Genomic DNA, 6,527 nt, shown 5'->3' with positions numbered 1-6,527 from the left:
GACTCCTTTTGAATTCAGGAATCAGGTTGCTTAATCATTTTATTATTTCACTGTCTACTTGACAGGGAGCTGTTCAACTAAGCTTTGCTTTTTTATGTTTTAGCTTGTAATCCTGTTTCTTTACCAGCTTTTCTTACCAAAACCAGCCGTCGTCATCACGGACGACCTCTGCGTCTTTACGTTTTCTAGGTCCTGTTCCATACTTATCACGCTCGATATCTTCTTTGTAAGGAAGAAAGATAGCTAGCAAGATGTAGAGGATAATCCCAATTCCTGAGAAATACATCAAAAGCGCTGCCACTACACGTGCTATAGGCAAGTCCCAGCCAAATTTATCGGCTAAACCAGCCACAACACCGCACAGTAGTTTGTTTTGGCGTTTTTTATAAAACATTGATTTCATACGAAACACCCTCTCCTCCTTTTATGATATTATTGTAGCAAAAGATTGGTGAAATAAAATCAGCCTTACGACTGATTTTTGAGAATGAGCTGTCCACGGCATGAACCGCAGACGTATTTTAAAGTATTGATACGGCGTTTTCTGCTGTAGACTTTATGACAGGATTGACATTCATAGAAATAAGCGTTGTTCTCGCTACTCAGCCTTGGTGCATAGCGTAAGCCGTCTACTTGAGCTAAGAGTTCTTTAAACTCTTTATCCCGATGGCGAAAGCCCTTATGTTCGTAGTAGAGATGGTAATGGCAGAGTTCGTGCCGTACGATTTTACGAAAAACCTCACATCCAAAAGCTTGGTAAATCTTAGGATTAAAGTCCAGATGACCATCCGCTGGAAAGAAGCGCCCGCCAGTTGTTCTTAGGCGAGTGTTCCAATAAGCTTGGTGCAAAAAGGGCTTGTTAAAGTCCTCCTGAGAGACTTTTTTGACATATTCAGTTAAGTTCATTTGGCGCAACTAAGGACAGGTTAATCTTGCCACGTTCAGTGTCAATCTTTGAGACCCAAACCGTTACAATATCACCGACCGACACCACTTGACTAGGGTGATTGATAAAGGTCGTGCTCATCTGCGAGATGTGAATCAAGCCGTCATCATGGAGACCAATATCCACAAACGCCCCAAAGTCCACGACATTACGCACTGTGCCTTCTAGTTTTTGCCCAAGAGACAGGTCTGAAATGTCCAAGATGTCTTGGCGAAGGACTGGTGCTGCAAAATGGTCCCGCAAATCACGCCCTGGTTTTAGCAAGTCCTCAATGATGTCTTTTAGCGTTTCTTGCCCGATAGCCAGTTCTTCTGCCATATCTGCAATGGCGACAGCCTGCAATTTTTGCTTGCTGCTGTCGTCTAGCTGAGTGATGTCCAGCTTTTCAAGCAAACGCTCAACTGCCTTGTAGCTCTCTGGGTGAACGCCAGTATTATCAAGGAAATTGTCAGACTCTGGAATACGCAGGAAACCAGCTGCCTGCTCAAAGGCTTTTTCCCCTAGACGTGGGACTTTTTTGATGTCTTGACGGGAAGCAATCATGCCGTTTTCCTCACGGTATTTGACGATATTTTCAGAAATCGTCTTATTCAGTCCTGAAACGTGGGCTAGAAGAGCTGGGCTTGCGGTATTGACATTGACACCGACTTGGTTGACCACGGTATCCACGACAAAGTCAAGGTTTTCAGCCAGTTTTTTCTGGCTGACGTCATGCTGGTATTGCCCCACACCGATAGACTTCGGGTCAATCTTGACCAGCTCAGCTAGCGGATCTTGGAGACGACGGGCGATGGAAATAGCTGAGCGTTTTTCAACCGTCAGATCTGGAAATTCCTTTCGTGCCAGCTCACTAACAGAGTAGACCGATGCCCCGCTTTCATTGACAATGACATAAGAAACCGTTGGATAGTCTTTGAGCACTTCGGCAACAAAAGCTTCACTCTCACGGCTGGCTGTACCATTTCCGATGGCAATAATCTCAATCCCAAAGTCCTCGATGAGCTGCGCCAAGTCTTTTTTGGACTGAGCAATCTTAGCTTGGTTGGCTGGTGGGACTGGATAGATGACTTGTGTGGTGAGGAGTTTTCCTGTTTGATCCACCACAGCTAGCTTTGCTCCTGTCCTAAAGGCAGGGTCAAAACCGAGCACCATCTTTCCTTTTAGGGGTGAGACCAAGAGAAGATTGCGCAGGTTTTGGGCAAAGAGTGAGATAGCGCCGTCTTCGGCACGCTCTGTCAATTCCGAGCGGATACGGCGCTCCATGGCTGGAATGATTTTTTTCTTCAGCGCTTCCTGAATGGCTTTTTGGATGTAGGCATTTTTCTCCTTGAAGCGGGCTTCCACAAAGCGTGTCATAACATCCAGATTATGCTCAAAGTGCACTTTTAACACACCTTGCTTTTCGCCACGATTGAGCGCTAGGACACGGTAGCCCTGCATTTTGCGCACAGCTTCGCTAAAGTCATAGTAAATCTGATAAATCTTTTTCTCGTCAAGCGACTCGTCCTTGAGCGTTGAGGTGATGAGACTGTGCTGCTCGATTTCACGATTGACAAAGGAGCGAATAGACACGTCCTCAGCCAAAGCTTCAATCAAAATATCAACTGCTCCAGAAAGAGCCTTATCCACTGTCTCAAATCCCTCGCAAACAAAGCTCTCGGCTTCTGTTTCAAGCGAAGTTTTATTTTGCAAAATGAGACGTGCCAGAGGGAAAAGCCCAGCTTCACGAGCAATGGTTGCCTTAGTGCGACGTTTTTCCTTGTAAGGCAGATAGAGTTCCTCTACATCTGCTAGTTTGCTGGCGTCCTCAATGGCTTTTTTGAGCGTTTCAGTGAGCTTGCCCTGCTCTTCAATCTTAGCAAGAACGGCTGCCTTGCGCTCAGAGAGAGCCGTGAGGGACTTGTCCAGCTCGATAATGCTCTTGATTTGAACCTCATCGAGATTTCCCGTCAGCTCCTTACGATAACGAGCGATGAAAGGAATGGTGTTGCCTTCACTTGTCAGCTCGATAACTTTTTCAACCTGCTGGTCACCTAGACCAAGATCTGTAGCGATCTGTTTGATATTTGCATTTTCCATACCTTCCATTATACCACAAGAATAGGCTAAAGATAAGAGCCTGCTATGCTTCTCTTTTTTTGACAAAACCACTGAGCTTTTGCTCTTGACTGCTATCTTTTGCGATAGCTTTCTCACTCAAATCCGAAATCAAGTCTGCTAGGCTAATCTCAGCCATCTCTTTTTCGACATTTGCTTGAAGCTTATCATAGGTCGCCCTCAGCGTGTCTTGGATATTAGCTCCAATCACACAATCCATGTTGGTTTTGGTATCGACTTGCAAGAGATGATTGTCTCCCGGTAGGCTCTTAAAAATATCAAGCAGGCTAATAGCGTCTGCAGGGCGAGCAAGCTGTGGTGTGACCTTCCCCTGCTGTGTCACGATAAGCCCTGCTTTTTTGAGATTTGCCATTATCTTGCGAACATTAGACGGATTGGTTTGGATGCTGGATGCGATGACGCTACTTTTCAATGAAGCTGGATCTTTTTCGACCGTGATATAAACCATGATGTGAACAGCATCGCTCAACTGTACTGATTGTTTCATTGTAAGCTCCTTTTATAGTAGATAATGCCATTATAGCACACTTATACAAAATAAATAAACATTTTTTAGCAAAATCTATTGACAAGCTAAAAAGTTTTGTTTACAATACTTGTATAAAATAAAAATACAACTTCTATCGAAGGAGATTAACATGACAACTTATATGATTACAGGCGCAACAGGCGATTACGGTTCACAAGTATTGGACTATCTTATTGGACAAGTCCCAACTGAAAATCTTTTTGCCCTTGTGCGCTCAGAAAAAAAAGGCAAAGACTTGGCTGAAAAAGGTATCACCATCCGTGTCGGTGACTACAGCAAACCCGACTCTCTTGAACAAGCTTTTCGTGGCATTGACAAGCTCCTCTTTGTCTCTGGTATCCCTGGCAACCGCCAAGAAGAACACAAAAATGTCATCGAAGCCGCTAAAAAAGCTGGCGTGTCCTTTATTGCCTATACGTCACTTGCTGGCATTGATGATGTGGCTAAGGACTTTGCCCTTGGGGACGACCACCGCTTTACTGAGCAACTCCTTAAAGAATCGGGTCTTACTTATACTAGCTTACGCAACAACTGGTATTTGGAAAATGAGCTGCCACTATTGTCACAAGCGCTGACATCTCACGAGCTAAGCTTTGTGACTAGCAACGATACAAAGGTCGCTTGGGTATCTCGTAAAGACTTAGCTGAAGCTGGGGCTAAGGTGCTTCTTGCCAACACACCAAAAACTATCCTAGAACTCTCTGGACACAATCGCACCTATGGCGACCTCGCCCAAGCGCTCAGTCAAATGACTGACACCACAATTCCTGCCAAACAAAAAACAATTACTCAAGTAGCTGATCTCCTTGTAGCAGTTGGTTTGCCTCAAGAAGCCGCACAGGAACTTGCTGGATTGCAAGAAGCCCTCTCTGCTGGATTTTTAGAAAGCAAACATTCAGACCTTGAAAAAACGCTCGGTCGTACGCAGACCCCGCTTGTAGACAGCTTATCTGAACTCCTCAACTAAGAAAACTCCCTAGCCTAGGGAGTTTTTTGCTCTGCTATTTTAAGACAAGTGTAGTATAATAATCATCAGTGAGTTTTCTCACAGTTTTTTAGAAAGAAGGATTTTTTATGGCGATAACACATAAACGTTCGGACGATTTAGAGCGCAGATTTGCTCAATTTGCGACTATCATCGACCCTGAGCAAGAAAAGAAAAAACAAAAAGACGCTAAAGATAAAAAAGATAAGGAAACCATCTAGCCTATGGCGATTTTCAATCAGTTACCTGATAATGTCCTGCAATGGTTTGCGATTTTTCTCTCCATTATCATCGAAGCACTGCCTTTTGTGCTTTTAGGGGCCATTTTTTCAGGTTTTATCGAGGTTTACATCACTCCAGATGTGGTCAATCGTTTTTTGCCTAAGCACAAGTTCTTACGAATTGTCTTTGGAACGTTGATTGGCTTTGTCTTTCCGTCATGTGAGTGCGGGATTGTGCCTATCATCAACCGTTTTCTGGAGAAGAAAGTCTCCTCCTACACAGCCATTCCTTTTTTGACAACCGCACCGATTATCAATCCCATTGTTTTATTTGCAACTTATTCTGCTTTTGGGAATTCCATGCGCTTTGTCTGGCTGCGTCTTACAGGAGCCTTTCTGATCGCTCTCATCTTAGGCTGTTTGCTAGCTTATGTCCTTGATGAGGACATCTTAAAAGAGGGTACGGGTCATACGCATTTCCACGATTATTCTGGAGAGACCTGGTATCGCAAGATTTTTCTAGCGCTAGCGCACGCTGTTGATGAATTTTTCGACACAGGACGCTATTTGGTCTTTGGGACTTTGGTGGCTTCTGCCATGCAAATCTTTGTCCCAACACGATTCTTGACTACCATCGGACGTAGCCCCCTCATGGCGATTTTAGTCATGATGTTGCTTGCTTTTATCCTCTCACTTTGTAGTGAAGCGGATGCCTTTATCGGAGCGTCACTCCTTTCAACCTTTGGTGTGGCGCCTGTCATGGCCTTCTTACTCATTGGACCGATGGTCGATATTAAAAATCTCATGATGATGGCAAAGAGCTTTAAGCCTAAGTTCATCGTCCAATTTGTCACGATTTCATCGACCTTGGTGGCTCTGTATTGCTTGATTGTGGGGGTGATGTGATGTTTCGCTTTTTAGTTTTAGCAGGCTACTTTGAGCTGTCCATGTACCTGCAAATCACAGGTAAACTCAACCAGTACATCAACACGCACTACGCCTATCTGGCTTATATTTCTATGGTGCTCTCTTTCATCCTAGCTGTGGTGCAGCTGACCATCTGGATGAAAAAGATAAAGCTGCACAGCCATTTGGTTGGCAAATGGGCAAAATTTACCAGTCCCTTTATCCTGCTCTTTCCAGTTTTGGTCGGACTTTTGGTACCAACTGTCACACTGGACTCTACGACCGTTTCAGCTAAAGGCTATAATTTTCCTCTGGCTGCTGGCTCTAGCAAGTCCGGTGTCAGTGAGGATGGGACGTCTGTCCAATACCTAAAACCTGATACCAGCAGCTTTTTCACCTCTAGCGCTTACGAAAAAGAGATGAAAAAAGAGCTCAAAAAGTATCAAGGCACTGGACCTGTCAAGATTACCACGGACAACTACATGGAAGTGATGGAGCTCATCTATCTCTATCCTGACAGCTTTACCGGACGCAAAATCACCTACACAGGCTTTGTCTACAATGAACCCAAGCACTCAGGCTATCAATTCCTTTTCCGCTTTGGGATCATCCATTGTATCGCAGACTCTGGCGTTTACGGTCTTCTCACGACTGGCACGAGTCAAACCTTTAAGGACAACACTTGGGTAACAGCTACCGGAGAAATCCAACTTGAGTACAACCAAACCCTCAAGCAAACCCTGCCAGTTCTCCATATCACAGAAGCCAAAGAAACCAGCAAACCCGATAACCCTTATGTTTATCGTGTGTTTTAGATGAAAA

8 protein-coding genes are annotated in these 6,527 nt (G+C 44.5%); 4 read left to right on the top strand and 4 right to left on the bottom strand.

What is annotated here, in order from left to right; genetic code table 11:
- Positions 1–133: 133 nt before the first annotated feature.
- The 4 genes from AALA56_RS06925 to AALA56_RS06910 form a co-directional block, all read right to left on the bottom strand.
- Entirely contained in the window at positions 134–403 is a 270-nt protein-coding gene (locus tag AALA56_RS06925; protein WP_115271596.1) for a PspC domain-containing protein, read from the bottom strand.
- A 65-nt stretch (positions 404–468) separates the two neighbouring features.
- The gene (locus AALA56_RS06920) at positions 469–906 is read right to left on the bottom strand and encodes a SprT family protein (RefSeq protein ID WP_369909366.1); all 438 of its coding nucleotides are present in this window, start codon (positions 904–906) and stop codon (positions 469–471) included.
- Positions 893–3,025: a Tex family protein gene (locus AALA56_RS06915; RefSeq protein ID WP_369909365.1), complete on the bottom strand. Its 2,133-nt coding sequence runs from the start codon at positions 3,023–3,025 to the stop codon at positions 893–895. Before AALA56_RS06915 ends, AALA56_RS06920 begins: the two co-directional genes overlap by 14 nt.
- Positions 3,026–3,068: 43 nt before the next feature.
- Entirely contained in the window at positions 3,069–3,551 is a 483-nt protein-coding gene (locus AALA56_RS06910; protein WP_369909364.1) for an Rrf2 family transcriptional regulator, read from the bottom strand.
- Between the two features lie 151 nt (positions 3,552–3,702).
- Here AALA56_RS06910 and AALA56_RS06905 point away from each other — a divergent pair, with 151 nt between their 5' ends.
- From AALA56_RS06905 to AALA56_RS06890, 4 genes are all read left to right on the top strand, one after another.
- The gene (locus AALA56_RS06905; RefSeq protein ID WP_369909363.1) at positions 3,703–4,560 is read left to right on the top strand and encodes an SDR family oxidoreductase; all 858 of its coding nucleotides are present in this window, start codon (positions 3,703–3,705) and stop codon (positions 4,558–4,560) included.
- Between the two features lie 107 nt (positions 4,561–4,667).
- The gene (locus AALA56_RS06900) at positions 4,668–4,799 is read left to right on the top strand and encodes an SPJ_0845 family protein (protein WP_115268879.1); all 132 of its coding nucleotides are present in this window, start codon (positions 4,668–4,670) and stop codon (positions 4,797–4,799) included.
- Between the two features lie 3 nt (positions 4,800–4,802).
- Entirely contained in the window at positions 4,803–5,705 is a 903-nt protein-coding gene (locus tag AALA56_RS06895) for a permease (protein ID WP_369909362.1), read from the top strand.
- Positions 5,705–6,520 (top strand): TIGR03943 family putative permease subunit, encoded by an 816-nt coding sequence (locus AALA56_RS06890; protein ID WP_369909361.1) that lies wholly within the window; start codon positions 5,705–5,707, stop codon positions 6,518–6,520. The genes AALA56_RS06895 and AALA56_RS06890 overlap by 1 nt, the downstream gene beginning before the upstream one ends.
- Positions 6,521–6,527 lie beyond the last annotated feature (7 nt).

The organism is Streptococcus hyointestinalis, assembly GCF_041225505.1.
Lineage (GTDB): Bacteria > Bacillota > Bacilli > Lactobacillales > Streptococcaceae > Streptococcus > Streptococcus hyointestinalis_B.
The sequence above is the reverse complement of the archived record's forward strand: the minus strand, read 5'-3'. Positions and strand labels throughout refer to the sequence as shown.